The organism is Pseudomonas sp. BC42 (assembly GCF_021560055.1).
GTDB lineage: Bacteria > Pseudomonadota > Gammaproteobacteria > Pseudomonadales > Pseudomonadaceae > Aquipseudomonas.
The window spans coordinates 6,333,085-6,359,586 of record NZ_CP091067.1 but is presented as its reverse complement, the minus strand read 5'-3'; the positions used below and the strand labels follow the sequence as shown (position 1 = coordinate 6,359,586).

Annotated in this window: 20 protein-coding genes and 1 pseudogene; 8 read left to right on the top strand and 13 right to left on the bottom strand. The window is 65.1% G+C overall.

The window, feature by feature from the left end:
* Positions 1-120: 120 nt before the first annotated feature.
* The 7 genes and pseudogenes from L1O02_RS28730 to hemE form a co-directional block, all read left to right on the top strand.
* Positions 121-1,377 (top strand): annotated as a pseudogene (locus tag L1O02_RS28730) (type IV pilus secretin PilQ family protein); the annotation flags it as partial.
* 4 nt (positions 1,378-1,381) lie between these two features.
* Complete coding sequence (gene aroK / locus L1O02_RS28725; protein WP_016966152.1) at positions 1,382-1,900, top strand: shikimate kinase AroK; 519 nt, start codon at positions 1,382-1,384, stop codon at positions 1,898-1,900.
* A gap of 146 nt (positions 1,901-2,046) precedes the next feature.
* Positions 2,047-3,147: a 3-dehydroquinate synthase gene (aroB, locus tag L1O02_RS28720; RefSeq protein WP_235759156.1), complete on the top strand. Its 1,101-nt coding sequence runs from the start codon at positions 2,047-2,049 to the stop codon at positions 3,145-3,147.
* Between the two features lie 10 nt (positions 3,148-3,157).
* Positions 3,158-4,741 (top strand): AAA family ATPase, encoded by a 1,584-nt coding sequence (locus tag L1O02_RS28715; protein WP_060837165.1) that lies wholly within the window; start codon positions 3,158-3,160, stop codon positions 4,739-4,741.
* A gap of 348 nt (positions 4,742-5,089) precedes the next feature.
* Positions 5,090-9,535: a glutamate synthase large subunit gene (gene gltB / locus L1O02_RS28710; protein ID WP_060837166.1), complete on the top strand. Its 4,446-nt coding sequence runs from the start codon at positions 5,090-5,092 to the stop codon at positions 9,533-9,535.
* 121 nt (positions 9,536-9,656) lie between these two features.
* Positions 9,657-11,075: an FAD-dependent oxidoreductase gene (locus tag L1O02_RS28705; RefSeq protein WP_016966156.1), complete on the top strand. Its 1,419-nt coding sequence runs from the start codon at positions 9,657-9,659 to the stop codon at positions 11,073-11,075.
* A 217-nt stretch (positions 11,076-11,292) separates the two neighbouring features.
* Positions 11,293-12,360: a uroporphyrinogen decarboxylase gene (hemE, locus tag L1O02_RS28700; protein WP_060837167.1), complete on the top strand. Its 1,068-nt coding sequence runs from the start codon at positions 11,293-11,295 to the stop codon at positions 12,358-12,360.
* A gap of 469 nt (positions 12,361-12,829) precedes the next feature.
* Here hemE and L1O02_RS28695 read toward each other — a convergent pair whose 3' ends face one another.
* A complete protein-coding gene (locus L1O02_RS28695) occupies positions 12,830-14,089 on the bottom strand; it encodes an MFS transporter (RefSeq protein WP_129406291.1) in 1,260 nt (419 codons plus the stop codon).
* Between the two features lie 122 nt (positions 14,090-14,211).
* Between L1O02_RS28695 and L1O02_RS28690 the strand changes: the two genes are divergently transcribed.
* On the top strand, positions 14,212-15,111 hold the full coding sequence (locus L1O02_RS28690; RefSeq protein ID WP_108545914.1) for a LysR family transcriptional regulator: 900 nt from the start codon (positions 14,212-14,214) through the stop codon (positions 15,109-15,111).
* A gap of 145 nt (positions 15,112-15,256) precedes the next feature.
* Here L1O02_RS28690 and L1O02_RS28685 read toward each other — a convergent pair whose 3' ends face one another.
* From L1O02_RS28685 to L1O02_RS28630, 12 genes are all read right to left on the bottom strand, one after another.
* Positions 15,257-15,703, bottom strand: coding sequence for a hypothetical protein (locus L1O02_RS28685; protein WP_060837170.1), 447 nt, complete (start codon positions 15,701-15,703; stop codon positions 15,257-15,259).
* A gap of 63 nt (positions 15,704-15,766) precedes the next feature.
* Complete coding sequence (locus tag L1O02_RS28680) at positions 15,767-16,216, bottom strand: hypothetical protein (RefSeq protein WP_060842264.1); 450 nt, start codon at positions 16,214-16,216, stop codon at positions 15,767-15,769.
* 25 nt (positions 16,217-16,241) lie between these two features.
* Positions 16,242-17,468 carry a beta-ketoacyl-ACP synthase gene (locus tag L1O02_RS28675; RefSeq protein WP_060842265.1) on the bottom strand — a complete coding sequence of 409 codons (1,227 nt, stop codon included), beginning with the start codon at positions 17,466-17,468 and terminating at the stop codon, positions 16,242-16,244.
* Positions 17,468-18,196 (bottom strand): 3-oxoacyl-ACP reductase FabG, encoded by a 729-nt coding sequence (fabG, locus tag L1O02_RS28670; RefSeq protein WP_060837173.1) that lies wholly within the window; start codon positions 18,194-18,196, stop codon positions 17,468-17,470. Before fabG ends, L1O02_RS28675 begins: the two co-directional genes overlap by 1 nt.
* Entirely contained in the window at positions 18,193-18,666 is a 474-nt protein-coding gene (locus L1O02_RS28665) for a hotdog family protein (RefSeq protein ID WP_060837174.1), read from the bottom strand. The genes fabG and L1O02_RS28665 overlap by 4 nt, the downstream gene beginning before the upstream one ends.
* Positions 18,663-19,859, bottom strand: coding sequence for a beta-ketoacyl-[acyl-carrier-protein] synthase family protein (locus tag L1O02_RS28660; protein ID WP_060842267.1), 1,197 nt, complete (start codon positions 19,857-19,859; stop codon positions 18,663-18,665). The genes L1O02_RS28665 and L1O02_RS28660 overlap by 4 nt, the downstream gene beginning before the upstream one ends.
* On the bottom strand, positions 19,856-20,341 hold the full coding sequence (locus L1O02_RS28655; RefSeq protein WP_060842268.1) for a DUF3261 domain-containing protein: 486 nt from the start codon (positions 20,339-20,341) through the stop codon (positions 19,856-19,858). The genes L1O02_RS28660 and L1O02_RS28655 overlap by 4 nt, the downstream gene beginning before the upstream one ends.
* The gene (locus L1O02_RS28650) at positions 20,338-21,099 is read right to left on the bottom strand and encodes a class I SAM-dependent methyltransferase (protein WP_108545915.1); all 762 of its coding nucleotides are present in this window, start codon (positions 21,097-21,099) and stop codon (positions 20,338-20,340) included. Before L1O02_RS28650 ends, L1O02_RS28655 begins: the two co-directional genes overlap by 4 nt.
* Entirely contained in the window at positions 21,096-22,343 is a 1,248-nt protein-coding gene (locus L1O02_RS28645) for an NAD(P)/FAD-dependent oxidoreductase (RefSeq protein ID WP_108545916.1), read from the bottom strand. The genes L1O02_RS28650 and L1O02_RS28645 overlap by 4 nt, the downstream gene beginning before the upstream one ends.
* Positions 22,330-23,520, bottom strand: coding sequence for a hypothetical protein (locus tag L1O02_RS28640; protein WP_060837179.1), 1,191 nt, complete (start codon positions 23,518-23,520; stop codon positions 22,330-22,332). Before L1O02_RS28640 ends, L1O02_RS28645 begins: the two co-directional genes overlap by 14 nt.
* Positions 23,514-25,856 (bottom strand): hypothetical protein, encoded by a 2,343-nt coding sequence (locus L1O02_RS28635; protein ID WP_235759154.1) that lies wholly within the window; start codon positions 25,854-25,856, stop codon positions 23,514-23,516. Before L1O02_RS28635 ends, L1O02_RS28640 begins: the two co-directional genes overlap by 7 nt.
* Positions 25,840-26,502: an outer membrane lipoprotein carrier protein LolA gene (locus L1O02_RS28630; protein WP_235759152.1), complete on the bottom strand. Its 663-nt coding sequence runs from the start codon at positions 26,500-26,502 to the stop codon at positions 25,840-25,842. Before L1O02_RS28630 ends, L1O02_RS28635 begins: the two co-directional genes overlap by 17 nt.

Below are 26,502 nucleotides of genomic sequence, written 5' to 3'. Positions count from 1 at the left end.
CTGGTCGGCGCCGCCGAACTCAAGACCACTCCGGCCGCTGAGGCCGCTCGGGCATCCGCGCCGCTTCAGGCGGGGGACCCAGCCCCGACGCACTCGCTCGGCGGCGCTGTGGCCGGGCCTGCTTATGGCGGCGCCAAGCTTTCGTTGAACTTCCAGGACATCGAGGTGCGTTCGGTGCTGCAACTGATCGCCGACTTCACGGGCCTCAACCTGGTGGCCAGCGACACGGTGCAAGGCAGCATTACCCTGCGCCTGCAGCGTGTGCCCTGGGATCAGGCCCTGGATCTGGTGCTCAAGACCAAGGGCCTGGACAAGCGCCAGGTGGGTGATGTCTTGCTGGTGGCCCCGGCGGATGAAATGGCCGCCCGGGAACGTCAGGAACTGGAGTCGCAGAAGCGGTTGCAGGATCTGGCACCGCTGCGCCGGGAGCTGCTACAGGTCAACTACGCCAAGGCCGCGGACATCGCCAAGCTGTTCCATTCGGTGACCGGCACCGAGGACCAGGCGGGCGAACGGGGCTCGATCACCGTGGACGAGCGCACCAACAACATCATTGCCTACCAGACCCAGGAGCGCCTCGATGAGTTGCGGCGCATCGTTGGCCAGCTGGACGTTGCGGTGCGCCAGGTGATGATCGAGGCACGGATCGTCGAGGCCAACCTCGATTACAACAAGAGCCTGGGAGTGCGCTGGGGCGGTTCGCTGCGCAACAGGGGCCATTGGCAGGCTTCCGGGGTGCAGGGCGGCGGTTCATCGGCGGTCGGGGCGCCGGGCAGTGGCAGCGCGCCGTTCGTCGACCTTGGGGCTGTGGCCAATACCTCGGGCATCGACATCGCCTACCTCTCCGACAACGTGCTGCTGGACCTGGAACTGAGCGCCATGGAAAAGACCGGCAATGGCGAGATTGTTTCCCGGCCCAGGGTGGTCACCTCCGACAAGGAAACCGCGAGGATCCTCAAGGGCACCGAGATTCCCTATCAGGAAGCCAGTTCCAGTGGCGCCACGTCCGTGTCGTTCCGGGAGGCTTCGCTGTCCCTTGAGGTGACGCCGCAGATCACCCCCGACAACCGCATCATCATGGAGGTCAAGGTCACCAAGGACGAGCCGGACTACCTGAACAAGGTCCAGGATGTGCCGCCGATCAAGAAGAACGAGGTCAATGCCAAGGTCCTGGTCCGTGACGGAGAAACCATCGTCATTGGCGGGGTTTTTTCCAATACCCAGAGCAAGGTTGTAGATAAAGTGCCATTTCTTGGCGATGTGCCGTATCTTGGCCGCCTTTTCCGGCGTGACGTGGTGTCGGAGAAAAAATCCGAGCTGCTGGTATTTCTCACTCCGCGTATCATGAACAACCAGGCGATTGCTGTGAGTCGTTGATTCTGTGCGAAATTTGATTCTTGTTGGGCCGATGGGGGCTGGAAAAAGCACCATAGGCCGCTTACTGGCCAAAGAGCTGCGCCTGCCATTCAAAGATTCCGATAAGGAAATTGAACTGCGTACAGGCGCGAACATCCCGTGGATCTTCGATAAGGAAGGCGAACCGGGCTTTCGCGATCGCGAGCAGGCAATGATCGCCGAGCTCTGTGGCACCGACGGCGTAGTGCTGGCCACCGGTGGTGGCGCGGTCATGCGCGAGGCCAATCGTCGGGCACTGCATGCCGGCGGACGAGTGGTCTATCTGCATGCCTCGGTGGAGCAACAGGTTGGTCGGACTGCCAGGGACCGCAATCGTCCCTTGCTGCGCACCGCCGATCCGGCCAAGACCCTGCGCGACTTGCTGGAAGTCCGCGATCCGCTTTATCGGGAAATCGCCGATCTGGTGGTGGAAACCGATGAGCGGCCGCCGCGAATGGTGGTGCTGGACATCCTGGAGCGCCTGCAGCAGCTGCCACCCCGTTAATGCGCCGAGCGAAATGCGCTATTCTCGGCGTCGCGCCATGACCGCCAGGGTTTGGCGCAGAGCTATCGGGCAGCGTCAGAAGACCTGACGAGGCCCATCGTCAATACAAGGCACAACGCCTGCTTCCATCTTCACTGTGGGGACACATGCAGACACTTAAGGTCGATCTAGGCGAGCGCAGCTACCCGATTCACATTGGTGAAGGATTGTTGGACCGGCCCGAGCTGCTGGTGCCACATATCGCCGGACGGCAAGTGGCGATCATTTCCAATGAAACGGTCGCGCCGCTGTACCTTGAGCGCCTGACCCGCAGCCTGGAGCAATACTCGGTGATCTCGGTGGTCCTGCCCGATGGCGAGGCCCACAAGAACTGGGAAACCCTGCAGTTGATCTTCGATGGCCTGCTGACCGCGCGTCATGATCGGCGCACCACCCTGATTGCCCTCGGTGGCGGCGTGATCGGCGACATGGCCGGCTTTGCCGCTGCCTGCTATCAGCGCGGCGTGGACTTCATCCAGATCCCGACCACTCTGCTGTCCCAGGTGGACTCTTCGGTGGGCGGCAAGACCGGTATCAACCATCCACTGGGCAAGAACATGGTCGGCGCCTTCTACCAGCCGAACGTGGTGCTGATCGACACCAGCAGCCTCAATACCCTGCCCAGCCGCGAGCTGTCGGCGGGCCTGGCGGAAGTGATCAAGTACGGCCTGATCTGCGACGAACCCTTCCTCACCTGGCTGGAAGAAAACGTCGATCGCCTGCGGGCCCTGGACCAGCAGGCGCTGACTTACGCCATCGAACGCTCCTGTGCGGCCAAGGCCGCCGTGGTGGGTGCCGACGAGCGTGAGTCCGGGGTGCGCGCCACCCTCAACCTGGGGCACACCTTTGGCCATGCCATCGAAACCCACATGGGCTACGGTGTCTGGCTGCATGGCGAGGCGGTTGCCGCGGGCACCGTCATGGCCCTGGAAATGTCTGCACGCCTGGGCTGGATCACCTGCCAGGAGCGTGACCGCGGTATTCGCCTGTTCCAGCGCACGGGCCTGCCGGTCATCCCGCCTGAAGAGATGACTGAAGCGGATTTTCTCGAACACATGGCAATTGACAAGAAAGTGATCGACGGTCGTTTGCGTCTGGTGCTGTTGCGCCGCATGGGCGAAGCCGTAGTGACCGACGATTATCCGAAAGAGGTTTTACAGGCCACGCTGGGAGCGGATTACCGCGCCCTGGCTCAGCTTAAAGGTTAATAAAATCCCGATGACTAGTTTGCACGCCGACGAGGCTTTCCTCGGCCATTACCAGTTGAGCCATGATCCTTTCGCTCCCCGGGTTCCTGGCTTCAAATTCTTTCCTGCCCAACGCAAGCCTGTGTTGGGGCAGTTGCATCACCTGGCTCGCTATAGCCAGTTATTGCTGGTGGTGACCGGCCCCCAGGGCAGCGGCAAGACCCTGCTGCGCCAGGCGCTGGTTGCCAGCACCAACAAGCAGTCGGTACAGAGCGTGGTGGTTTCCGCCCGCGGTGCCGGCGATGCCGCCGGCGTGTTGCGCCAGGTGGCCCAGGCGCTGAATGTGGCCCAGGCCGAGATCGGCGCGATTCTGGCCCAGGTGGTGCAACTGGCCCTGACCGGCCAGGAAGTCTATCTGCTGGTGGATGATGCCGAGCAGCTCGACGAGTCCGCGCTCGAGGCGCTGCTGGCTCTGGCGGCAGGGGCTCCGGAAGGCCGCCCTCATGTCTTCCTGTTCGGCGAGTCGTCGCTGATCGCCACCCTGGATCAGTTGAGCACCGAGGAAGAACGCTTCCACGTCATCGAACTGCAGCCCTACACCGAAGAGGAAACCCGCGAATATCTGGCCCAGCGCCTCGAAGGCGCGGGTCAGGGCATCGAACTTTTCTCCGCAGATCAGATCAGTGATATTCACGAAAGCTCCGATGGCTGGCCGGGCAACATCAACCAGGTCGCCAGGGATGCAATGATCGAAGCCATGATCGCCAGCCGCTCTGCGGTCAAGCGTCCAAGTATGGGGTTCAACATGCCGAAGAAACACGTATTGGCCATTTCCGCTGTAGTGGTGGTGGCCGTGGCTGCCGCCTGGCTGATGCCGGGGCGCAGCAAGGCACCGACCAGCGGTACGCCGACCAATGAACAGGCGCAGTTGCCGCTGGGTCAGACGCCGACGCCAAATGCCAATGGCAGTCCATCTGTGGAGTTCGCCGGTTCATCCCAACCGATGCCTCTGCCGTTGGTCGGCCAGTCGCAGCCAGTGATGCGTGGTCCTCTGGCGGAAGCCGCAGGCGGCATTACCGAGGGTGATGACGGGGTTCCGGTGGAAGGCTCCAGCGCGGTTCCGCCCACCGTGACCACCACCGCGCCACCTGCCGGCGCCGTGGCCGGTCCGGCACCGACTCCGGCTGCGCGGCCAACCCCGGCGCCGACCCAGGTCGCCACCGCCAAGCCGACGCCAGCGCCCAAGCCGGTGGAAAAACCGGTTGCCGCCAAGCCTGCTCCAGCCGCCAAGCCGGCGGAGAAGCCGGTCACCGTGGCCAAGGCCGCCGGTGGCAGCTGGTACGCCGGTCAAGCGCCGGGCAACTACGTGGTGCAGATCCTTGGCACCAGTTCGGAAGCCACGGCCCAGAGCTTCGTCAAGGAGCAGGGCGGCGAGTACCGTTACTTCAAGAAAGTCCTCAATGGCAAGCCGCTGTATGTGATCACCTACGGCAACTTCTCCAGCCGCGATGCCGCGGTCAGCGCCATCAAATCCTTGCCAGCGAAGGTTCAGGCTGGTAAACCTTGGCCTCGCACTGTCGCTAGCGTTCAACAAGAACTGGCAACAACTCGCTGAAGATTCGGCGGCCTTACCCAGGCCGCCTCTCCCGGCAACCTCAAATTTCCGCATCGGCATGCTGCCTTACAGGCCGCGTGCCTTGTGGTGTCTGCGTCACAGTAGTTTTTGAGTCGCGGCAGTCAAAAGCAAAACTTTTTGACTAGCACAGCATATCGCTTTAAAACGTTCATAAATGCGACATAAATTTGCGACAGATCGTCGCCAAATTTGTGGGGCTTTGTGTCGGTGTGTACAATGACCTCCCTTTTGCCCCCGCAAAGTCGGCGTACGTTCGGCGTGGATGGTAAGTGGTTGAATTGAAAAGAAATTTGTCTCGATAAGAGGCAGCCTGGTGAGAAAGTGTCTATGAAAGCAGGTCTGTACCAACCAGATGAATTTAAGGATAACTGTGGTTTCGGCCTGATAGCCCATATGCAGGGCGAACCCAGTCATACCCTGTTGAAAACGGCCATTGAGGCCCTGACCTGCATGACCCACCGCGGTGGGATCAACGCGGACGGCAAGACCGGCGACGGTTGCGGTCTGCTGATGCAAAAGCCCGACCTGTTCCTGCGCGCCGTCGCCAAGGAGCATTTCGGCACCGATCTGCCCAAGCAATATGCAGTGGGCATGGTGTTCTTCAACCAGGATCCGGCCAAGGCCGAAGCCGCTCGCGAAAACATGAACCGCGAGATCCTGGCCGCTGGCCTGCAACTGCTGGGCTGGCGCAAAGTGCCGATCGATACCAGTGTGCTCGGGCGTCTGGCCCTGGAGCGCCTGCCGCAGATCGAGCAAGTGTTCATCGGTGGCGAAGGCCTGAGCGATCAGGATTTCGCCGTCAAGCTGTTCAGCTCCCGTCGTCGCTCCTCGGTGGCCAACGCTGCCGACACCGATCACTACATCTGCAGCTTTTCCCACAAGACCATCATCTATAAAGGCCTGATGATGCCGGCGGACCTCGCCGCCTTCTATCCGGACCTGGGTGATCCGCGCCTGCAAACCGCGATCTGCGTGTTCCACCAGCGCTTCTCCACCAACACCTTGCCGAAATGGCCGCTGGCCCAGCCATTCCGCTTCCTCGCCCACAACGGCGAGATCAACACCATCACCGGCAACCGCAACTGGGCCCAGGCCCGGCGCACCAAGTTCAGCAACGATCTGATGGATCTGGAAGAGCTCGGGCCGCTGGTCAACCGCGTGGGTTCCGACTCCTCGAGCATGGACAACATGCTCGAACTGATGGTCACCGGCGGCATCGACCTGTTCCGCGGCGTGCGCATGATCATTCCGCCGGCGTGGCAGAACGTCGAGACCATGGACCCGGACCTGCGGGCGTTCTACGAATACAACTCCATGCACATGGAGCCTTGGGACGGCCCGGCCGGTGTGGTCATGACCGACGGCCGCTATGCCGTCTGCCTGCTGGACCGCAACGGCCTGCGTCCGGCCCGCTGGGTCACCACCAAGAACGGCTTCATCACCCTGGCTTCGGAGATCGGCGTCTGGAACTACCAGCCCGAAGACGTGATCGCCAAGGGCCGGGTCGGTCCGGGGCAGATCTTTGCCGTGGACACCGAAACCGGGCAGATCCTCGACACCGACGCCATCGACAACCGTCTGAAGTCGCGCCATCCGTACAAGCAATGGCTGCGCAAGAACGCCCTGCGCATCCAGGCCACCATGGAAGACAACGACCACGGTTCGGCCTTCTACGACGTCGACCAGCTCAAGCAGTACATGAAGATGTACCAGGTCACTTTCGAAGAACGTGACCAGGTCCTGCGTCCGCTGGGCGAGCAAGGCTACGAAGCAGTGGGTTCGATGGGCGACGACACGCCGATGGCGGTGCTGTCCCAGCGCGTGCGCACCCCTTACGACTACTTCCGCCAGCAGTTCGCCCAGGTCACCAACCCGCCGATCGACCCGCTGCGCGAAGCCATCGTCATGTCCCTGGAGATCTGCCTCGGTGCCGAGCGCAACATCTTCCAGGAATCGCCCGAGCACGCCTCGCGCGTGATCCTCAGCTCGCCAGTGATCTCCCCGGCCAAGTGGCGCTCGCTGATGAACCTCGACCGCCCGGGCTTCGAGCGGCAGATCATCGACCTCAACTACGACGAAAGCGTCGGCCTGGAAGCGGCGATCCGCAATGTCGCCGATCAGGCGGAAGAGGCCGTGCGCGCCGGTCGCACCCAGATCGTCCTCAGCGACCGCCATATCGCTCCGGGCAAGCTGCCGATCCACGCTTCCCTGGCCACGGGCGCGGTACACCACCGCCTGACCGAAAAAGGCCTGCGTTGCGACTCCAACATCCTGGTGGAAACCGCCACTGCCCGCGATCCGCATCACTTTGCGGTGCTGATCGGTTTCGGTGCCTCGGCGGTCTATCCGTTCCTGGCCTACGAAGTGCTGGGCGACCTGATCCGTACCGGTGAAGTGCTGGGCGACCTCTATGAGGTGTTCAAGAACTACCGCAAGGGCATCACCAAGGGCCTGCTGAAGATCCTGTCGAAGATGGGCATCTCCACCATCGCTTCCTACCGTGGCGCGCAGCTGTTCGAAGCCATCGGCCTGTCCGAGGAAGTCTGCAACCTGAGCTTCCGTGGCGTACCGAGCCGGATCAAGGGTGCACGTTTCGTCGACATCGAAGCCGAGCAGAAAGCCCTGGCGACCGAAGCCTGGAGCCCGCGCAAGCCGATCCAGCAAGGCGGCCTGCTGAAGTTCGTCCACGGTGGCGAATACCACGCCTACAACCCGGACGTGGTCAACACCCTGCAAGCCGCCGTGCAGCAGGGCGACTACGCCAAGTTCAAGGAATACACCGCGCTGGTGGACAACCGCCCGGTGTCGATGATCCGTGACCTGTTCAAGGTGAAGACCCTGGACACGCCCATGGACATCAGCGAAGTGGAGCCCCTGGAGTCGATCCTCAAGCGCTTCGACTCCGCGGGCATCTCCCTGGGCGCCTTGTCCCCCGAGGCCCACGAAGCCCTGGCCGAAGCCATGAACCGCCTCGGTGCGCGTTCCAACTCCGGTGAAGGCGGCGAAGATCCGGCGCGCTACGGCACCATCAAGAGCTCCAAGATCAAGCAAGTGGCCACTGGCCGTTTCGGCGTGACCCCGGAATACCTGGTCAACGCCGAAGTGCTGCAGATCAAGGTGGCCCAGGGCGCCAAGCCCGGCGAAGGCGGCCAACTGCCCGGCGGCAAGGTCAACGGCCTGATCGCCAAGCTGCGTTACGCCGTGCCCGGCGTGACCCTGATCTCGCCACCGCCGCACCACGACATCTACTCCATCGAAGACCTGTCGCAGCTGATCTTCGACCTCAAGCAGGTCAACCCTCAGGCCCTGGTTTCGGTGAAGCTGGTGGCGGAAGCAGGTGTCGGCACCATCGCCGCCGGTGTGGCCAAGGCCTATGCCGACCTGATCACCATCTCCGGCTATGACGGCGGCACCGGCGCTTCGCCGCTGACCTCGATCAAGTACGCCGGCGCGCCGTGGGAACTGGGCCTGGCGGAAACTCACCAGACCCTGCGCGGCAACGACCTGCGCGGCAAGGTCCGCGTGCAGACCGACGGCGGCCTGAAAACCGGCCTCGACGTGATCAAGGCGGCCATCCTCGGCGCCGAAAGCTTCGGCTTCGGCACCGCGCCGATGATCGCCCTGGGCTGCAAGTACCTGCGCATCTGCCACCTGAACAACTGCGCCACCGGCGTCGCCACCCAGAACGAAAAGCTGCGCAAGGATCACTACATCGGCACCGTCGACATGGTGGTGAACTTCTTCACCTACGTCGCCGAAGAAACCCGTGAGTGGCTGGCCAAGCTCGGCGTGCGCTCCCTGGAAGAGCTGATCGGCCGCACCGATCTGCTGGAGGTGCTGGAGGGCCAGACGGCCAAGCAGCACCACCTGGACCTGACCCCGTTGCTGGGCAGCGATCACGTCCCGGCGGACAAGCCGCAGTTCTGCCAGGTGGACCGTAACCCACCGTTCGACCAGGGCCTGCTGGCCGAAAAAATGGTCGACATGGCGCGTTCGGCGATCAACGACAAGAGCGGAGCCGAGTTCGAACTGGATATCTGCAACTGCGACCGTTCCATCGGCGCACGCATCTCCGGCGAGATCGCCCGGCTCCACGGCAACCAGGGCATGGCCCAGGCGCCGATCACGTTCCGCTTCAAGGGCACTGCGGGCCAGAGCTTCGGCGTGTGGAACGCCGGCGGCCTGAACCTGTACCTGGAAGGCGATGCCAACGACTACGTGGGCAAGGGCATGACCGGCGGCAAGCTGGTCATCGTTCCGCCCAAGGGCAGCGTCTACAAGACTCAGGACAGCGCCATTATCGGCAACACCTGCCTGTACGGCGCCACCGGCGGCAAGCTGTTCGCCGCTGGCACCGCGGGCGAGCGTTTCGCTGTGCGCAACTCCGGTGCCCACACCGTGGTGGAAGGCACCGGCGATCACTGCTGCGAGTACATGACCGGTGGTTTCGTCTGCGTACTGGGCAAGACCGGTTACAACTTCGGCTCGGGCATGACCGGCGGTTTCGCCTACGTGCTCGACCAGGACAACACCTTCGTTGACCGGGTCAACCACGAACTGGTGGAAATCCAGCGGATCAGTGGCGAAGCGATGGAAGCCTATCGCAGCCACCTGCAAAACGTGCTGAACGAGTACGTCGCGGAAACCGACAGCGAGTGGGGGCGTGAACTGGCCGAGAACCTCGACGACTACCTGCGTCGCTTCTGGCTGGTCAAACCCAAGGCAGCGAACCTGAAGTCTCTGCTCACCAGTACTCGTGCGAGTCCGCAATAAAGCAGCTGCAAGTGGCAAGCCTCAATCTGCAAATGAAGCAGTGCGAGGTTTGCCGGGCATACGTGATCGACTTGCGGCTTGCAGCTTAGAGCTTGCAGCTGCTGTATAGAGGTTTTTGAAAATGGCTGAACGTCTGAATAACGACTTCCAGTTCATCGATGTCGGGCGCAAGGATCCGAAGAAGAAACTGTTGCGTCAGCGCAAGAAAGAGTTCGTGGAAATCTACGAGCCCTTCAAACCCCAGCAGTCGGCCGACCAGGCCCACCGCTGCCTGGGTTGCGGCAACCCGTACTGCGAATGGAAGTGCCCGGTGCACAACTTCATTCCCAACTGGCTCAAGCTGGTGGCCGAGGGCAACATCCTCGCCGCCGCCGAGCTGTCGCACCAGACCAACACCCTGCCGGAAGTCTGCGGCCGGGTCTGCCCGCAGGACCGGTTGTGCGAGGGTGCTTGCACCCTCAACGACGGCTTCGGCGCGGTGACCATCGGTTCGGTGGAGAAGTACATCACCGACACCGCCTTCGCCATGGGCTGGCGCCCGGACATGTCCAAGGTCAAGCCCACCGGCAAGCGCGTGGCGATCATCGGCGCGGGCCCGGCGGGCCTGGGCTGCGCCGACGTGCTGGTGCGCGGCGGGGTGACCCCGGTGGTGTTCGACAAGAACCCGGAAATCGGCGGTCTGCTGACCTTCGGCATCCCCGAGTTCAAGCTGGAAAAGACCGTGCTGAGCAATCGTCGCGAAGTCTTCAGCGGCATGGGCATCGAGTTCCGCCTCAACACCGAGGTGGGCAAGGACGTGACCATGGAGCAACTGCTCGCCGAATACGACGCGGTGTTCATGGGCATGGGCACCTACACCTACATGAAGGGCGGCTTTGCCGGCGAGGACTTGCCGGGGGTGTATGACGCCCTGGACTTCCTGATCGCCAACGTCAACCGCAACCTGGGCTTTGAAAAGTCGCCGGAAGACTTCGTCGACATGAAGGGCAAGAAGGTGGTGGTGCTGGGCGGTGGCGACACCGCGATGGACTGCAACCGCACTTCGATTCGCCAGGGCGCCAAGTCGGTGACCTGCGCCTACCGCCGTGACGAAGCCAACATGCCCGGCTCGCGCAAAGAGGTGAAGAACGCCAAGGAAGAAGGCGTGAAATTCCTCTACAACCGCCAGCCGATCGCGATTGTCGGTGAAGACAAGGTCGAAGGCGTGAAGGTGGTCGAGACCCGTCTCGGCGAACCGGACGCCCGTGGCCGCCGCAGCCCCGAGCCGATCCCCGGTTCCGAGGAGATCATCCCGGCCGACGCCGTGGTCATCGCCTTCGGTTTCCGCCCGAGCCCGGCGCCGTGGTTCGAGCAGTTCCAGATCCAGACCGACAGCCAGGGCCGGGTCGTTGCACCTGAACAAGGTCAGTACAAGCACCAGACCAGCAACCCGAAGATCTTCGCCGGTGGCGACATGGTGCGTGGTTCTGATCTCGTGGTGACGGCGATCTTCGAAGGGCGCAACGCCGCCGAAGGCATCCTCGACTACCTGGGCGTCTGACCGCCATCCCTTGTAGGAGCGAGCTTGCTCGCGATAGCGGTGTATCAGCCAACCACCGATGTTGCCTGATGCGCCCCCATCGCGAGCAAGCTCGCTCCTACAGGTACGTAGGTTGTGGCGCGACAAATTGACCTCATAGACATAAAGAAACGGCTCTTGCCGTGCCTTTTATGCCCGGCTCTGAGAAAATGCCCTCACTTTTTTTCCGGATGCCGACATGACTGCCCTGAAGAACGACCGTTTCCTTCGTGCCCTGCTCAAGCAACCCGTAGACGTCACCCCGGTGTGGATGATGCGTCAGGCCGGGCGCTACTTGCCTGAATACCGCGCCAGCCGTGCCAATGCCGGTGACTTCATGAGCCTGTGCATGAACCCGGCGTTCGCCTGCGAAGTCACCCTGCAGCCTCTGGACCGCTATCCCCAGCTGGATGCGGCGATCCTCTTCTCCGACATCCTGACCATTCCCGACGCCATGGGCCAAGGCCTGTACTTCGAGACCGGCGAAGGCCCGCGCTTCAAGAAAGTGGTCAGCACCCTGGCCGACATCGAAGCCCTGCCGATTCCCGATCCGCAAAAGGACCTGGGTTACGTGATGGATGCGGTCAGCACCATTCGTCGCGAACTCAATGGCCGCGTGCCGTTGATCGGTTTTGCCGGCAGCCCCTGGACCCTGGCCACCTACATGGTCGAAGGCGGTTCGTCGAAAGACTTCCGCAAGTCCAAGGCCATGCTCTACGACAACCCGCAAGCCATGCACCTGCTGCTGGACAAGCTGGCGCAGTCGGTCACCTCCTACCTCAACGGGCAGATCCTGGCCGGTGCCCAGGCGGTGCAGATTTTCGACAGCTGGGGCGGCAGCCTCTCGGCGGCGGCCTATCAGGAGTTCTCCCTGGCCTACATGCGCAAGATCGTCAGCGGCCTGATCCGCGAGCACGACGGGCGCAAGGTGCCGGTGATCCTGTTCACCAAGGGCGGCGGCCTGTGGCTGGAAAGCATTGCCGATGCCGGCGCCGATGCCCTGGGCCTGGACTGGACCTGCGACCTCGGCGAAGCCCGCCGCCGCGTCGGCAGCAAGGTCGCCCTGCAAGGCAACATGGACCCCACCGTGCTCTACGCCAACCCGCAGGCGATCCGTGGCGAAGTCGCGCGTATCCTCGCCAGCTATGGCCAGGGCAGCGGCCATGTGTTCAACCTGGGCCATGGCATCACCCCGGAAGTGAAACCGGAGCACGCCGGGGCCTTCCTGGAAGCGGTGCACGAGTTGTCGGCGCAGTACCACGCATAAGCGTCACCCCATACAAACGCCCGGCACCTGCCGGGCGTTTTCATTGGCGAACACTTTTTTGTAGGAGCCAGCTTGCTGGCGAATAGGCCCTCGAGACCTGCACCTGTCTGGTGGCCGCCTTCGCTGGCAAGCCAGCTCCCACAAGGGCCTGCCGGCACAGACCCAATCCGTGTAGTAGCCGGCTTGCCGGCGAATAGGCCCTCGAGCCCTGCACCTGCCTGGCGGTCGCCTTCGCTGGCAAGCCAGCTCCTACAAGGGCCCGCCGGCACAGACCCGATCCGTGTAGGAGCCGGCTTGCCGGCGAATAGGTCCTTGAGACTTGCGCCTGCCTGGTGGCCGCCTTCGCTGGCAAGCCAGCTCCCACAAGGGCCCGTCTGCACAGACCCGATCCGTGTAGGAGCCGGCTTGCTGGCGAAAGGGCCCTAGAGACCTGCACCTGCCTGACGAACGCCTGCACACAGGCCAGGCGTCACAACGGCGGGAGTTTCGCCAGTTTCATGGCAATCAGCAGTGCCCCGAGCAACAGGGCGCCGATGAACAGGCCAATGCCGTTCCACCCCGCCAGGTGCCAGAACACCCCGCCCGCGGTGCCGGCAATGCTCGACCCGGCGTAGTAGCTGAACAGGTACAACGAAGAGGCCTGGCCCTTGGCCTTGGTGGCGCGGCGGCCGATCCAACTGCTGGCCACCGAGTGGGCGCCGAAGAAGCCGAAGGTGAACAGCAACATTCCGACCAGCACCAGGGCCAGTGGGGCGAGCAGGGTCAGGGCAATGCCCGCGAGCATCAGCACGATGGTGCCCCACAGCACCCGGCGCCGGCCCAACTGGTCGGCCAGGGCACCGATCTTCGCCGAGCTGTAGATGCCCGACAGGTAGACCACCGACAGCAGGCCGACCAGGGCCTGGCTCAGGTGATAGGGCTCGGCCAGCAGGCGATAGCCGATGTAGTTGAACAGGGTGACGAAGGCCCCCATCAGCAGGAAGGCTTCGAGAAACAGCCAGGGCAGGCCGGCGTCGCGAAAGTGCATGGTAAAGCCGTCCAGCAGGCTGCGCGGGTGCAGCGAGCGCGGGCGGAAGTTGCGCGACTCCGGCAGGATGCGCCAGAACACGGCCGCCGCCAGCAGGGCCAGGCCGCCAATCACCAGCATCGCCGTGTGCCAGCTGACAAAATCGATCAGCACCCCGGTGATCAGTCGTCCGCTCATGCCGCCAATGGCGTTGCCGCCGATGTACAGGCCCATGGCCAGGCCGATGTGCTGAGGGTGGATCTCTTCGCTCAGGTAGGTCATGGCCACTGCCGCCAGCCCGCTCAGGGACAGCCCCACCAGCGCCCGCATCAGCAGCACCCCGTGCCAGCTGGGCATCAGCGCACTGGCGATGGTGCACAGGGCGGCGGCCAGCAGGGCGGCGAGCATCACCGGCTTGCGGCCGATGCGGTCGGAAATCGGCCCGGTGATCAACAGACCGATGGCCAGCATGCCGGTGGCGACCGAGAGGATCAGGCTGCTCTGGGCCGCATTGATGGAAAACTCCGTGGACAGTAGCGGCATCATCGGTTGCACGCAATACAGCAGGGCGAAGGTGGCAAAGCCCCCGGAGAACAACGCCAGCACCGTGCGCATGAACAGCGGCGTGCCTTTTTCGATGTACACCTCGTTGAGCTGGGCGAGCACCTCGTCCGCGGGCGTGGAGGGGATTTCGTGGGCAAGGGGGGCGACAGCGATTTTCACGGGAACCTCGGGGGGAGCGCAGCCGGTCAGGCAATGGAAAAAAGCATATAGCTGGCTAATGTTCCTTTCCAATATATTGTTCGACCTGTTTGATAGCTTTAACGACTCAATGGAGCCGCCCCATGGAATTGCGTCACTTGCGCTACTTCATCGCCGTCGCCGAAGAGCTGCATTTCGGCCGCGCGGCCCAGGTCCTGGGCATTTCCCAGCCACCGCTGAGCCAGCAGATCCAGGCCCTGGAGCAGGAGGTGGGCGCCCGCCTGTTCGAGCGCACCAATCGTCGGGTCGAGCTCAGCGAAGCCGGACGCCTGTTCCTCGAAGAGGCGCGCCTGGTGCTGGCCCAGGTGGACAAGGCGGCGGACGTGGCCCGGCGCGCGCAATTGGGTGAGCTGGGGGAACTGAAGATCGGCTTCACCTCGTCGGCGCCGTTCAACTCGACCATTCCCCAGGCGATCTTCGCCTTTCGCCAGCGCTTTGCGGCGGTGCACCTCAAGCTCAAGGAAATGAGCAGCACCCAGGTGGCCGAGGCGCTGGTGGACCAGTCGATCCAGGTCGGCATCATGCGGCCCCTGCCATTGCCGGACTCGCTGTCGGTAGTGGAGCTGCTGCGCGAGCCGCTGGTGGCGGTGCTCAGTTCCAAGCACCCGCTGGCAGGCGGCACTGAAGAGGGGCTGCACCTGGCGGCGCTGGCCCAGGAGCCCTTTGTGTTCTTCCCCCGCAGCTACGGCAGCGGCCTGTATGCCCAATTGCTCAGCCTGTCCCGGGACGCCGGCTTCACCCCGCATTTTGCCCAGGAGGCGGCGGAGGCCATGACCATCATCGGCCTGGTGGCGGCGGGCCTCGGTGTTTCGGTGCTGCCGGCGTCCTACCAGCGCATGCGCATCGACGGCGTGGTCTACCGCCGGCTGCTGGACCCCGAAGCCATGACCGCGGTGTGGCTGGTGCAGCGCAAGGATCAGTGCTCACCCATGGCCAGGGCCTTTGTCGAACTCCTGACGCGCAAGACCGGGGCCGCGCCCTGAGTCTGGACGTGCCGGCGCTGGTCACGCAGGGGTTATCCGCGCGTTGTCCTGCACACTCGGGCCCCAGGCGGAGGTGAAGGCTGCCGGCTAGAGGCACGCCCACAAAAAAGGGCGCCCCAAGGCGCCCTTCGCGGTCCGCAACGGTTCACTGAACCTTGGACAGATCCCCGCGCAGCGCCACGCCCGCCATGATGGCGCCGGCATGGCACTCATAGGTGCTGGCGTCCTTGCGCTCACGGCTCTTGTAGAAGCTGGCGATGTCGGTCACGGCGTTGGCCCCGACTTTCTTCGCCGCTTCATGCAGGGTGATCAGCGCCGATTGCAGGGCCCACTCGCAGGCCACCTGATCGGCCTTGCCGAAGGCGTTGGTCTTCTTGTTGGTCACCGCGCCCGGGCTGAGCACGCTGACCTTGCCGGCCGGCTTGTTGCCCGCCAGGTAGAACTTCACGCTGCCGTCGATCTTGCCGGTGCTGATGGCCTCGGCGACCACCTTGTCGAACGGCAGGAACAGGGTGGTGTCGCGGGCCTGGCTGACGCCGGGCAGGGTGCACAGCAGCAGGGTGGCGGTTGCCGCCAGGGTCTTCAAACGCATCGCAGTCTCCTTGACTTGAAAAGGGGGCAAAGCAGCCCGGTGACCGGGGTCACAGGGGGATGATCATTGGCCGGCCGGGAAGCTCTTGGTCGCAGCGTCTGACAGTTGTTGCGCGGTCCGCTCGTTCTGGTTGTCCCGCAGCTCGCGCAGGATGCCCTTGTCCAGCAGGCGCACCCAGCGGATGTAGTTCTTGTGGATCTTGCCGTCCTTGTAGTCCAGGTCGCGGCTGTCGCGGTAGACGATCTTGTAGGCGCTGGCGCTGTACGGAATATCGATCTCGGCGTGGAACTGCCCGCGCACGGTGATCTCGGCCTGGATCAGCTCCGGGCTGATGCGCTGCACGGTCCACTTGCGGGCCACCAGGTTCTTCAGGATCGCCTGTTTGACCTGCTCCTGGCTGGCCTGGATGGTGGTCGGGATCACCCGGTTCGGGGTGTACATCGGTTTGCTGGTGCAGGCGGCCGTGCTCAGCAGGGCCAGGAGGATCAGCGTCGCGCGAAACAGGGAGGACATTCCATTTCTCCAGTGGGGTTGGGCGTTAAGGCCAGCGGCGGAAGATCAACGAGGTGTTGACCCCGCCAAAGGCAAAGTTGTTGTTCATCACGAATTCGTGGCTCATGGCCCGGAAGCCGCCCTGCAGGTAGTCCAGTTCGCCGCAGCGTGGGTCGACCTGGTCCAGGTTGCAGGTGTGCACATACAGGTCGCGGTTGAGCATCTCGATGCTGAACCAGGATTCCAGCGCGCCGCAGGCGCCCAGGGTGTGGCCGAGAAAACTCTTCTGCGAACTGATGGGCATGCGGCTGCCGAACAGGCTGTTGGTGGCCAGGGTCTCGGCGATATCGCCCTGCTCGGTGGCGGTGCCATGGCCGTTGACGTAGCCGATGGCCGAGGGGGCCAGGGCCGCGTCTTCCAGCGCCAGCTCCATGGCCCGGCGCATGGTGCTCTGCTCGGGACGGGTGGTGTGCTGGCCGTCGGCGTTGCTGCCGAAGCCGACGATTTCCGCGTGAATCCGCGCGCCCCGGGCCAGGGCGTGTTCCAGCTCTTCGAGCACCAGCATGCCGCCGCCTTCACCGATCACCAGGCCGTCGCGGTCGGTGTCGTAGGGCCGGGGGCTGGTGTGTGGCGCATCGTTTTTCAGGCTGGTGGCGTAGAGCGCGTCGAACACCATGGCTTCGGTGGGGCACAGCTCTTCGGCGCCGCCGGCGAGCATCAGCGGCAGACGGCCGAACTTGATCGCTTCGTAGGCATAGCCAATGCCCTGGCTGCCGCTGGTGCAGGCGCTGGAGGTGGGAATCAGGCGCCCGGTCAGGCCGAAGAAAATGCTGATATTGGCCGCGGTGGTGTGGGGCATCATGCGCACGTAGGAGTTGGCGTTGAGCCCTTCGGCCACCGAGTTCAGCAGCATGTTGCCGAAGGCCTTGATCTCGTCGGTGCTGCCGGTGGAAGAGCCGCAGGCCACCCCCATGCGCCCGTCCTTGATCGACGGGTCGCCCAGCAGCCCGGCATCGGCCAGGGCCTGCTCGGCGGCACCGACCGCCAGCCGCGAAACCCGGCCCATGCTGCGCAGTTGCTTGCGGGTCCAGTGCCCCGGCACCTGGAAGTCATCGATGGGGCCGGCCAGGCGGGTGTTGAGTTCGCTGAAGCGGTCCCATTCGTCCATGCGCCGGATGCCGCTGCGGTTGGCGGCAAAGCGCTCGGCGATGCTGACCCAGTCGCTGCCCAGGGAGGTGATGCCGGCCATGCCGGTGACGACCACGCGTTTCATCAGCACAGGCCCCCGTTCACCGCCAGCACCTGGCGGGTGATGTAGGCGGCCTCGGCGGACATCAGGAAGTTCACCGCCCCGGCCACCTCTTCCGGGGTGCCCATGCGCTGGGCGGGAATCATCTTCATCAGCTCGTCCACCGGCACGTTCTCATCGAGCATGGCGGTGTCGATCAGCCCCGGGGCTACGCAGTTGACGGTGATCTTGCGCTTGCCCAGCTCGATGGCCAGGGCCTTGGCGGCGCCGATCAGGCCGGCCTTGGAGGCGCTGTAGTTGACCTGGCCGCGGTTGCCGATCAGCCCCGACACCGAGGTGATGCAGACAATGCGTCCGGCTGCGCGGCGGCGGATCATCGGCATCATCACCGGGTGCAGGACGTTGTAGAAACCGTCGAGGTTGGTGCGCAGCACCTGATCCCAGTCGTCTTCGCTGAGGGCCGGGAAGGCGCCGTCGCGGGTCAGCCCGGCATTGAGCACCACGCCGTAATAGGCGCCATGGGCTTCGACGTCGGCCTCCAGGGCGGTCCGGCAGGCCTCCCGGTCCGATACATCGAATTGCAGGATGCGGGCGCCGCGGCCCAGGGCTTCGATCTCGCCCTTGACGGCTTCGGCTTCGCTGCGGCCGCTGCGGCAGTGCAGCACCAGGTCATAACCGGCCCGGGCCAGACGCAGGGCGATGGCACGGCCGATGCCACGGCTGGAGCCGGTGACCAGTACGGAGTCAGTCATGAGGGAGTTCCTGTAGAAGAGGCAGGTGTTTCATGCAGATAGTCGGCGGCCTGGGGCGGACGGTACACGTTCAGGCGCGCCGTGGCGGCAATGCCGGGGCCGCTGAGGTGGCATTCGAACACGCCCATGCCGTTGTCGTCTTCGAGGGAGCGCAGGGCGTGGATCTCCAGCAGGCTGTCGACCGGGAAGTGCTCGACATTGCATTCGAACTTGCGAGTGCCCAGCAAAAAGCCCAGCTCCACCGGCAGGCCTTGCTGGCGCGCGCGACAGCCGGCGTAGGCGGCCACGCTCTGGGCCATCAGCTCGATCCCGACCCAGGCCGGCAGGCTGCCGTCGGGGCGATTGAACAGGCCGCCGGGGCGAACCTGGAGGCGGGTGCGGATCTGTTCTTCATCAAAGTCCAGGACCTGATCGATGAGGATCATGTCCCCGGCGTGGGGCAGCAGTTCGGCGAGCGGCCAGTCGATCATGGGGCGTCTCCGATTATCAGGCTGACGTTGTTGCCACCGAAGGCGAAGGAGTTGCTCATCAGGTGGCGTGGTGAATGCGCCGCCAGGCGGTCGGCCGGGGTCACCCAGTGCAGGGGCGGCAGGGCCGGGTCGGCCGCGCCGTCCCAGACATGGGGCGGCAGCGCCTGGTCGGGGTTGTCGGCACTCAGGGCCAGCCAGCAGAACGCCGCTTCCAGGGCTCCGGCGGCGCCCAGGGTGTGGCCGCTCATCGGCTTGGTCGAGGAGCAGGGCAGGCCCTCGGGGAACAGCTGGGCCACCGCCAGGCTTTCCATGGCGTCGTTGTGCTGGGTGGCGGTGCCGTGCAGGTTCAGGTAGTCGATCTGCTGCGGCTGCAGGCCGGCGCTGCGCAGCGCCAGGCTCATGGCCTGCAAGGCACCGCGGCCATCGGGGGCCGGGGCGGAAATATGGTAGGCATCGGAGCTGGCGCCACCGCCGAGCAGGGCCACAGGGGCGTCGCCTGCGGCCTCCCTGCTCATCAGGAACAGCACTGCCGCCTCGCCAATGTTGATCCCGTCACGGTTGCGCGAGAACGGATTGCAGCGCTGCCCGGACACCGCTTCCAGGGCGCTGAAGCCGTTCAGGGTGAGCTTGCACAGGCTGTCGACCCCGCCGCACAGCACGGCGTCGCACAGGCCCAGGTCCAGCAGGCGCCGGGCGCTGATCAGGGCTCGGGCGCTGGAGGTACAGGCGGTGGAAATCACATAGGCCGGGCCGCACAGTTGCAGCCAGTCGGCAAGAAAGTTGGCCGGCGCGCTGAGTTCCTGCTGGCGGTAGTCGTAGTCCGCCGGGAATTGCCGGTCCTGCAGATAGCGGGCAATGCCGCGGCTGGCCTCGTCGATGCCCGAGGTGCTGGTGCCCAGGACGATGCCGATGCGGCCGCGGCCGTAGCGCCGGATCGCCTGGCGGATGTCGTCCTCGATCTGCAGCGTGGCCTCCAGCAACAGCTGGTTGTTGCGGCTGCTCTGCGCCTGCAGCCCGGCGGGCATGCTGGCCAGCGCGCCGCGCACCGCCGCCACCGGCAGGCTGCGGTCGGGCACCCAGTGGCTTTCGGCGCGCAGGCCCGAGCAGTCCCCGGCCCACAGGCTGCGGGCGACTTCCCGGCGATTGCGCCCCAGGGCGCAGATCACTCCGAGGGCATTGAGGTAGGCCGTCATGGCATGCCCCCGGTGCTCAGTGGGCTGATGTGGTAATGCGGGCCTTGGGGCAGGTTCAACTCGAAATCCAGAGGTTGTTGATAGTCAATCCGCCAGCGTGGGCCGAGGGTGCGTCGAGTGCCTTGCTCAAGGGCGCCGGGGTAGTTGGCCCGCAGTTCGGCCTTGGGGGTGAGGGCGAACAGCAAGGCGGCGAACAGCTCCCGAGCTTCCGGGTTGGGCGGCAGCAGACCGTCGGCCTGCCAGTGGCCGGCCACCAGGCGCTGGCGGGCCTGGGGGATGCCCAGGGGGTCCATCAGCGACCAGCGCAGGTCCGGGCCCTCGGCCTGGATCACCAGCAGCCAGTCCTGGCGTTGTCCGTCGGCCTGGCGCTCGACATGCAGCTGCAATGGCAACGCCAGGGTGGGCATGCGCTCGGGCAGCGGAGCCTGACTGACGCAAGCGCTCAGCAACAGGACACAACCGAGCAGCAGAGCGCGGATCATGCCGACTCACCTGCCCCGGCAACGCTGGCATCCAGAGGCTTGCGCGCCACCACGTTGACCAGGGTTTCCTCGCGTTGGCCCACCGGCGGCGGCTGGCGCAGGCCGAGGCGCTCCAGCAGGCCGAAGTCCTTGGCGCGGCTCCACCACAGGTAGGGATAAGACACGTTCTGCGGGCCGAATTCAAAGCCCTGCCGACGAATCATCTGCAAATATTCGGCGGCGCTTTTCTGCACATGCATCGGATGGCGGAACAGCCAGCGGATCACCCAGGTATCGATGTAGGCCTCGGTGGATTCGGCGAACAGCAGGTAGCCCCCGGGCTTGAGCACCCGGTAGAACTCGGCCAGGGCCTTTTCCTGTTCCACCAGGTGATGGAAGGTCTGGTGGCAGAACAGCAGGTCGACACTGGCGTCGGCCAGTTGCAGGGTCGCGCAGTCGCTGCCGATCAGCTCCACCTGCAATTGCTGGCGCCGGGCTTCTTCGGCGCTGAGCTCGAGGCTGTGAGGGTCGGCGTCGATGCCGATCAGGCGCTGCGGGGCGAACACCTGGCGCAGGTGCTGGAACGACTTGCCCTGGCCGCAGCCGGCATCCAGCAGCACCGGATGGGCGGGCGGCTCGCCGTCGAACAGCGAGCGCAGGTCGTTGATCGCCACCCGCAGCACATGGTGCTGCCAGGTGTGGCTGCGCAGGAACCAGAAACCGAAGCGGGTTTCCTCGACGTAGCTGGGGCTCAGGTACTGGCCGCTTTGCTCGCTCATGCCACGTCCCTCGCGCAGACTTCCGACAGGGCCTTGAGCCGGCGCTTGGGCTCGCTGACGAAGGGGTTGCGTTCATCCCAGGCGTAACCGGCGAGGATCGAACTGATCATGCGGCGGATTTCCGGCGAGCTGCCCGGGTGGTAGATCACGTCCTGGAAGGTGCCGGCGTACCAGCCCTCGACGTAGCAGCGGAAGGTGTCGACGCCGCGCTTGAGCGGCTCGGCGAACTCGCTCGCCCAGTCGACGCTTTCGCCCTGCAACTGCCGGTGCAGCACGGCGGCGGCCATGCTCGACGAGCGCATGGCGATGGTCACTCCGGAGGAGAACACCGGATCGAGGAACTCCGCGGCATTGCCCAGCAGGGCGAAGCCCGGGCCGTGCAGGGTGGTGACGTTGGCCGAGTAGCCGCCGATGGTCCGCGCCGGGGTGTCCCATTCGGCGTTTTCCAGGACCCTGGCCAGGCTCGGGGTTTGCTCGATGAAACCGCGCAGGCAGGCGTCCAGGTCGCCATCGCGCCCGGCGAAGTGTTCATCGGCGGCCACCACGCCCACCGAACAGCGGCCGTTGCTGAAGGGGATGCTCCAGAACCAGATGTCGCGGTGTTGCGGGTGGGTGGTGATGAGGATCTTGTTGCGGTCGAAATGCTCGCAGTCGATGCGGTCTTCGACATGGGTGAACACCGCCCGGCGTACCGGGAAGTTCGACGGCGCCTCCAGCTCCAGCAGGCGCGGCAGCACCCGGCCGTAGCCGCTGGCGTCGAGGATGAAGTCGGCTTCGATGCGGTACTGGCTGCCGTCCTCGCGACGGCAGTCGAGCTGCGGCAACGGCCGCGCCACGTCCACCGCGATGATCTCCTCGCCGTAGCGGATCTCGACCCCTTGCAGCGCCGCCTGATCGGCCAGCAGCTTGTCGAAGTCGGCGCGCTGCACCTGGAAGGTGGTGGGCTTGCCGTGGCTGAAGGTGTCGCCGAAATCGAAGGTGCTGTAGTGCTCGCCCCAGGCGAACGCCGCGCCGTTTTTCAACTGGAACCCGGCGGCCTGCACGGCCTCCAGCATCCCGGCTTCCTCGACGAAATCCAGGCAGTGGGACAGCAGGCTTTCGCCGATGGAGAAACGCGGGAAATGTTGCCGCTCGACGATCAGCACGTCGTGGCCCTGGCGCTTGAGCAGCGCGGCCGCGATGGCCCCCGAGGGGCCGGCACCGATCACCACGACCTGGCGACGTTGCATTTCAACTGTTGGCACTGGGGCTCCTTGCCGGTTTGGCGATGTTCAGATTCAAGGGGGCAGCGTGGGTCGCTGCCGGGGGCGTTCGGTGCATCCCGGCCAGGGCCGGCAGCAGGGTGGCGATCAGGCCCATGAGCATCAGCGCGAAGTACAGCGCCGGGCTGATCAGCTGTTGTTGCAGCAGCAGGTTGAGAAAGACGATCTCGCTCAAGCCGCGAATGTTCAGCAGCAGGCTTTCCCGCCAGCGGCTGGCGCCCGTGAAGGAGGCGCCGGCCCAGCGCAGGCCCAGCCAGTTGCCCAGCAGCTTGCTGGCAATCGGCAGCACCAGCAGCGCTGCCAGTTGCACCCAGCCGAGGCTGTCCATGGCGCTGTGCACATTGATCTGCACGATGCCGAACGTGAGGATCAGCGGGATGGCGATGCTGCTCTGCAAGCGGTTCATCCAGGCAGCCTTTAACGGCAGCACCAGCGGCAGCTTGAGGGCGGCCATGCACAGCAGGTAGCCGATGCCGAAGATCAGCGCATTGAGCTTGTAGTGCTCGGCCACCACCAGCAGGCCGAAGAACCCCAGGCTGTGCAGCAGCGGCTGGCGCAGGCCCAGGCCACGCAGCAGCAACGGCAGGCAGGCGCCGGCCAGCGGCAGCAGCAGGCTGCTCAGGTGCAGGCTGCCCTGGGCCAGGGCGAACAGGCTCCAGCAGGTCAGGTCGATGAGAATCGCCGTCTGCACCAGGCGCCGGGTGGCGGCGGGCGGGTACTGGATGTGCCGCAGGTACAGGTAGAGCACCGGGATCGCCGTGATGGCGAACAGCAGGCCCACCGCCAGGGAGCTGATCCAGGGTTGCGCCGGCAGCAGCCAGAAGGCCGTGGCCAGGCCGCAGGCGAAGGGAATGCCGAAGCTCGGCACGGCGATCTTCAGGCTCTGGCGATCCAGGCGCAGGTCGATCACGTCGCTGAGGATATGCCCCAGCAACAGGGCGAAGCTCAGGCCGTACAGGTGCTTGAGCCACTGCGGCGCCACCAGTTGCGCGCCGTCAAGCTGCCAGTGCGGCTCGATCCATAGCAGCATCAGCAGGGGCAGGCCGAAGGTCGCCAGCAGCAGTTGGCTGACGATCGGGATCAGGCCCAGGTGCCGCCCGAGATGGGTGGCCAGGGCGAACAGCCCCAGGACCAGCAGCCAGAACAGCAGGATCAGCATGGGCCGCGCTCCGCCTCGGGCGTCGGGTGCGGCGTGTGGCCGGCCCAGGGCGCGAGGATAAAGCTGAAGGCCAGCCCCAGGCTCACCGCCAGCCCGAAGTTGCTCACCGCCGGGGTGCTGGACACCGCCAGCAGGCCGAACGACAGCCAGGTGGTCAGGGCCGCCAGCAGGGTGCCCAGCAGGCTCACCGCTGCACCGCCGATCTGCTCGCGCATGAGGATCGCGTAGTCGACACTGATGGCCGTCACCAGCAACAGGCCGAACAGGCTGAACAGGGTCAGGGGCTGGCCCAGCCAGCCGAGGCTGGCCAGGCTGCACAAGGCGGCCAGCAGCGGCAGCGCCACCAGGCGCAAGGCGCCCCCGAAGCCGAAGGGCAGGATCAGCAGCAGGACGATCAGCACGCAGGAGGCCAGCTTGAGTTCGGCGGCGCTGACCTGGGTCGCGGCGAACACCCGGTTCAATTCACCGAGGCGGTCCACCAGTTGCACCCCGGGCAGATCGTCGGCCTGAACCCGCAGCAGGGCGGCGTCGTTCAACCCTTGCAGGCTGACCATGGCGGCCACGCCGTCGGCGTTGGGCCCCAGCCACAATGGGCGATAGGGCTCGGCCAGGGGGCCGTTGAGGGCGCTGTCGATATCGCTGGGCGGCAGTTCCTGCAGTTGCTGTAACTCGGCCTGCAACGCCTCCAGGGGCACGCCCAGGGCCAGCAGTGGCTGCCAGAACTGCGGCAGTTGCTGCAGCGCCTGGCGCAGCCGCTGCTGGTCCCGGGCCTGGCTGAGCAGTTGCTCCAGGGACAGGTAGCCCTTGAGCTTGCCCAGGTTCACCAGTTGCTGCAGGCGTTCGTCCAGGGCGCCCAGACGTTGCAGCAATTGCTCCTGGCTGGCCGCACGCACCAGAAAGAACTGGCTGGTGGGTTGATAGCCGGTGATCCGGGCAATGGCCTGGGCCTCTTGCAGCAGTTGCGGCGGTGCGCCGACCCACTGGCGGATATCGTTCTTGCTTTCCAGTTGCCACAGGCCGCCCGCGCAGAACAGCGCCAACAGGGCCAGCAGTGCCGGGCTCGGCACACGCTTGAGCAGCGCTTCACGTACCCTGAGCAGCGCTTCGGCGACCCGCAGCGGCCATCGCGCCGGATGCAGTTCGACGCCCTTGAGCAGCGCCGGCAGCAGGCACACCGCCGACAGGTAGGCCCCCAGCAGGCCGGCGGCGGAGAACGCGGCGATCTGGGTCAGGGCCGGGAACGGGGTCCAGGCCAGGGCCAGGTAACCGATGCAACTGGTGATCAGGCTCAGGCTCAGCCCCGGTAGGGTCAGGCGCAGGGCCGGCCAGCTGCGCCAGGGTTTCAGGCTCCAGCTCTTGGACAGGTAGTGCAGCGGGTAGTCGACGGCCACGCCGATCAGGCTCGACCCCAGCACCAGGGTCATCACGTGCATGTGGCCGAACAGGGCGACACAGGCCACCGCGCCGAACAGCATGCCCACCAGCACCGGAACGAAGGCCAGCAAGGCCCGCCAGCGGCGGAAGGCCAGGAGCAGCAGCAACAGGATTCCCAGGGTCGCGCCACCGCCGACCCAGGTGATCTCGCGGCTGGCTTGCTGCTGACCGTTGGCGGCGTACAGCAGGCCACTGGCGGCCAGCAGCTGGACCCCGCCCTGGCTCGCCTGTTCCCGGCTGTGGCGCAGCAGCTCGGCCACTTGCAGGGGCAACTGCATGTCGAACGCGTTGCCGCGGGTATGGGCCCGCAGCAGCACCCAGTGCCGGCCCTCGGCTTCGGCCACCAGGGCGCCGCTGCCGATATCCAGCTGCACCGCGCCATGTTGCGGCTGGCTGTTCTGGATGCGTCCGGTCAGGCCCAGCCAGTCATCCTGGCTCGGCACCAGGGAGAAGCCGGCAAAGGGGTCGAACAGGCTTTGCACCCGCTGCTCGATGAACGCCTGGGGCTGGTTGATCAACTGCTCCCGGTCCTTGGCCGCGAGCATCGCCAGCCGTCCTTGGAGCAATTGCTTGCGCAAGGCCGGCAGGTCGGCCTTAAGGTTCCACTGCACCTTGTCGAACAGCCCGCTGGCCTGCCACTGCTCGGCCAACTGGCGGGCCATGTTCAGCGCCTGCGGGCGCTCGGCGTGACCCACCAGCACCAGGATTTCCCGGTTCAGCGGCTCTTGCATGCGTTGTTCGGCCTGCAGCTCCAGGGCATCGGGAGCGGTGCCGGGCACCAGTTCCATGAGGTTGGCCGACAGCGGCGCGCCGTGGCGCCATTGCCAGGCACCCAGGGCCAGCACCGCCAGCAGCAGGATCAGGAAAGCACGGGGCAGCCAGCGTTCACTCGGCAAAATCATGTTGCTCCGTCGCGCTCAGCGGCTCGGCGCTGCTGCTGTCCTCCATGATCAGCAGGGTGCGGTCGCCCTGGGCTTCCAGCAGTTCGATGCGTTGCACCAGTGCGCCGCCGTCGATGTTGATCTGGTTGAAGATCTGTTTCAGCAGCAGGGAGCGGGGGATCAACTGCAGGTGCCAGTCTTCGGCGCTGCCTTGCAGCTTGAGCTCGAAGTCCCGTTGCAGGCCGCTGCTGTCGCCTTGCAGCACGGCCAGGAACAGGCGGTTCTGCTCGGCCCCGGCGCTCTTGCCGGGGAGCATCTGCCAGCCGCCGGCATCGCGCCGGGCAATGCCCTGGGCGGTGATGCGGTAGTCCTGTTGCAGCGGGGTTTGCAGCAGCCACAGCAGGCCGTGGTTTTTCGCCAGGACGAAGTGGCCCTTGCTGGTCAGCGGCTGGGGCAGGGCGCGCAGGTGTTTCTCCTGGACGAAGCGGCCGTGGATCACCTCCGGCCGCGCCAGCTGATCGCTCAGCTGTTGCAGGTCGAAGGCCTGGGCCAGGCCCGGAACACAGCACAGCACCCAGAGTGCAGGCGCGAGCTTGCTCGCGAACCGCCGCAGCACGGTGCGCAGCGCCGAGCACTGGGCAGACAGGCCGACCCGCTTCGCGAGCAA

What these genes read in the sequence shown, in the direction of transcription:
- aroB (WP_235759156.1), top strand. Translation starts at nt 2,047, where the DNA reads ATGCAGACACTTAAGGTCGATCTAGGCGAGCGCAGCTACCCGATTCAC.
- L1O02_RS28715 (WP_060837165.1), top strand. Translation starts at nt 3,158, where the DNA reads ATGACTAGTTTGCACGCCGACGAGGCTTTCCTCGGCCATTACCAGTTG.
- gltB (WP_060837166.1), top strand. Translation starts at nt 5,090, where the DNA reads ATGAAAGCAGGTCTGTACCAACCAGATGAATTTAAGGATAACTGTGGT.
- L1O02_RS28705 (WP_016966156.1), top strand. Translation starts at nt 9,657, where the DNA reads ATGGCTGAACGTCTGAATAACGACTTCCAGTTCATCGATGTCGGGCGC.
- hemE (WP_060837167.1), top strand. Translation starts at nt 11,293, where the DNA reads ATGACTGCCCTGAAGAACGACCGTTTCCTTCGTGCCCTGCTCAAGCAA.
- L1O02_RS28690 (WP_108545914.1), top strand. Translation starts at nt 14,212, where the DNA reads ATGGAATTGCGTCACTTGCGCTACTTCATCGCCGTCGCCGAAGAGCTG.
- L1O02_RS28685 (WP_060837170.1), bottom strand. Translation starts at nt 15,703, where the DNA reads ATGCGTTTGAAGACCCTGGCGGCAACCGCCACCCTGCTGCTGTGCACC.
- L1O02_RS28680 (WP_060842264.1), bottom strand. Translation starts at nt 16,216, where the DNA reads ATGTCCTCCCTGTTTCGCGCGACGCTGATCCTCCTGGCCCTGCTGAGC.
- L1O02_RS28675 (WP_060842265.1), bottom strand. Translation starts at nt 17,468, where the DNA reads ATGAAACGCGTGGTCGTCACCGGCATGGCCGGCATCACCTCCCTGGGC.
- fabG (WP_060837173.1), bottom strand. Translation starts at nt 18,196, where the DNA reads ATGACTGACTCCGTACTGGTCACCGGCTCCAGCCGTGGCATCGGCCGT.
- L1O02_RS28665 (WP_060837174.1), bottom strand. Translation starts at nt 18,666, where the DNA reads ATGATCGACTGGCCGCTCGCCGAACTGCTGCCCCACGCCGGGGACATG.
- L1O02_RS28660 (WP_060842267.1), bottom strand. Translation starts at nt 19,859, where the DNA reads ATGACGGCCTACCTCAATGCCCTCGGAGTGATCTGCGCCCTGGGGCGC.
- L1O02_RS28655 (WP_060842268.1), bottom strand. Translation starts at nt 20,341, where the DNA reads ATGATCCGCGCTCTGCTGCTCGGTTGTGTCCTGTTGCTGAGCGCTTGC.
- L1O02_RS28650 (WP_108545915.1), bottom strand. Translation starts at nt 21,099, where the DNA reads ATGAGCGAGCAAAGCGGCCAGTACCTGAGCCCCAGCTACGTCGAGGAA.
- L1O02_RS28640 (WP_060837179.1), bottom strand. Translation starts at nt 23,520, where the DNA reads ATGCTGATCCTGCTGTTCTGGCTGCTGGTCCTGGGGCTGTTCGCCCTG.
- L1O02_RS28635 (WP_235759154.1), bottom strand. Translation starts at nt 25,856, where the DNA reads ATGATTTTGCCGAGTGAACGCTGGCTGCCCCGTGCTTTCCTGATCCTG.